At 47.9% G+C, this 2,472-nt stretch carries 2 protein-coding genes and 1 pseudogene; all 3 read left to right on the top strand.

Annotated features, from left to right (window positions below):
- Positions 1–573: pseudogene (locus F607_RS35015) on the top strand (hypothetical protein); the annotation flags it as partial.
- A 3-nt stretch (positions 574–576) separates the two neighbouring features.
- On the top strand, positions 577–957 hold the full coding sequence (locus tag F607_RS0126250) for a DUF2523 family protein (RefSeq protein ID WP_027710369.1): 381 nt from the start codon (positions 577–579) through the stop codon (positions 955–957).
- A complete protein-coding gene (locus tag F607_RS32080; RefSeq protein WP_051311859.1) occupies positions 957–2,165 on the top strand; it encodes a zonular occludens toxin domain-containing protein in 1,209 nt (402 codons plus the stop codon). The genes F607_RS0126250 and F607_RS32080 overlap by 1 nt, the downstream gene beginning before the upstream one ends.
- Positions 2,166–2,472: the final 307 nt, after the last annotated feature.

Below are 2,472 nucleotides of genomic sequence, written 5' to 3'. Positions count from 1 at the left end.
CCTTTGACTGACCGCTGTGAGACGCCCATCAAACGTGAGCTTAAAGCTGATGATAATGGCACTGAGTGTTATTACACGTTAAAAGCCCCAGACGGCACGACGACTAAAGTGTCTTGCGGTTACGCTTCGTCTACCACAACCAATAACACCACAAATAATAATACCTCTAATGGTTCAGGAACAGGTGAAGGCTCCGGAGATGGAGAGGGCGAAGGGGAAGAAGGGGAATTTGCTGGTCCTATTCTTAGTGAATTTTCCGGTATGCCTGAACAACCTACGGCAGATGATTTAATTTCGCAGTTAACTAAGGACATTGATGACAAGACCGATGCCTTATCGACGGACATGAAGCAGGCATTTGAGAGCTTCAAAACCAATATGTTTGGCACTTTTAAATTTACTGGTTCAGCCGTTGGCGCATTGCCTTGTTGGGAGCCTGTTAGTTTCAACGTGGGTGAGCAATCGGTGCAATTTCAGGTGTGTTTAACGGGTTATGAAGCCTTGTTTAATCAGATTGCCGCAGCGTTAGTCATTATTGCCACCATTGCCGGTTTAGTGATTATTTTTAGGTGATTTATGGAGTTTTTTGACTGGTTTGCCCAAGCCTTTAATACGCTGTGGGAACTGTTAAAGGAAGTACCGATTTGGTTTGCGGATTTTTGTTTATTGCTGCTTGAGCTGTTAACGAATGTGTTAACCGTGGTCTTTAAATGGGCAATTTATATTGCCATGTACTTGTCGTATGTCGCCATGCTCGCGGCCTCCGAGGTGGCGAACGAGATCCTGCAAGCGTTGGATATTTCGGGGCATCTAGAACGTGCTTACGGTCATTTGAATGTTGAAGTCTCGCAGATGCTGACATTTTTACGCATACCTGAGTGTTTCAACATTATTTTATCGTCGTTGGCAACACGATTTACTATGCGTTTTGCACCCGCTTTTGGGGCGGCTAGCTAGTGGCCACCAAGTTACATTGGGGCGCATTTGGTTCGTATAAAACTAGCGGCGCTTTGCAAGATGATGTAATTCCGGCGGTGCTCAAAGGCCGCCCAGTAGTGACCAATGTCCGTGGTTTTACGCTGGATCGGGTTCGCGAAGTCTATCCAGAAGTACCGGAAGACGCTCAGATTATTAATATCGATACCGATACCGAAGACGGTTTGGATAGGGTGCGTAAGTGGTTTCACTGGGCACCGTTTGGCGCGTTGATGGTGTTCGATGAAGCGCAATTACTGTTTCCAGCCAGTTGGCGTGCTTCGGATTTGGCCGAATTTGATTACCCTGGTGGCATTGACCAGGCTAAGGCCGATAATCGCCCGTATAACTGGGAAGATGCCTGGACCCGTCAACGCCACCGCAAGTTTGATGTCATTCTGACAACCCCATCCATCACGCTATTGCGCAAGGATATTCGTGCTTGGGCTGAAGCCGCGTATTACCACTTGAATCTAGGCTTGGTTTCGCAATTTTGGCCGTTTAAAGGGCGTTACCGCGAGACTTTGCATAACGCCAGCGAGAATAAACCTAGTGCTGGCGCCATGAGTGCTACGAAGAAGATCAATGAAAAAACGTTTGCGTGTTATGAGTCGACGGCTACAGGCCAAGTGTCGGATACCATCGCGGGTATTAACATCTTTCGAACGCCTAAAATCATGGTGTTATTGTTCGTTATATTTGCGTGTTTTGCTCTTATTCTCGATGGCGGCGGAGCTGATTGGTTATTTGCGGAGAACAAGCTGGAAGCTTTGCTGCAAAGTTCCGGGGCTCCTAAAGTGGCTGCTCAAACAACTGTGGAGGCTCAGCAAACCGGTCAGAATCATACTCAGGTTTCTAGTCATTCGGCTGTTAATCATGGTGGGCTGGCTGTATCTCATCGCCCAGATAATCAAGCTAACTCTCTAGAAAGCAACTTGCTCAAAGGCTTTGATATCAGGATTGATGCGGATATTTCCGAGGGTCGCAAACGTTATTACATGTTCAGTGCGAGTGCTGAAGGTTATTCAAGCTTTACGCTGTCTGAATATGATTTGGAGCTGGCCGGTTACCAGGTGATTCGCAAGACCTCGTGTCTTGCTTTGTTGGTTCATGCTGGCGGTGGTTTTCCCGTCACATGCAGTCGTCGCTTAGATAAATCGACGGATACGGTCGATACCAAGTTACTTTGATCCAGTGTGCAATGGCCGCCGATGAGCATTGCAGCGAGGAGCCAACGCACCGCAGCGAAACGCGCAAACGGCAAGCCATTCACGGGGTTAGATTGAAGTTCGCGAGCAGCGGCAAAGTCTTTCGGAGCATCGCGGAGAATGACTTTGTTGATGGGAGTGAACCAACACGCGCCCGAATGGTTCGGAGAATTGGGATGGTTTACGCGTGTTAGCTACACAGCGCTAACAGGTGTAGACTTAATCATTAACACGTCTTGAGAGCGCCTTAGAACCCCTCTCAGGCTATTTACCCAACTTCGCATAATGT

The organism is Zooshikella ganghwensis DSM 15267 (assembly GCF_000428585.1).
Taxonomy (GTDB): domain Bacteria; phylum Pseudomonadota; class Gammaproteobacteria; order Pseudomonadales; family Zooshikellaceae; genus Zooshikella; species Zooshikella ganghwensis.
This window is presented reverse-complemented; position numbering and strand designations above follow the sequence as displayed.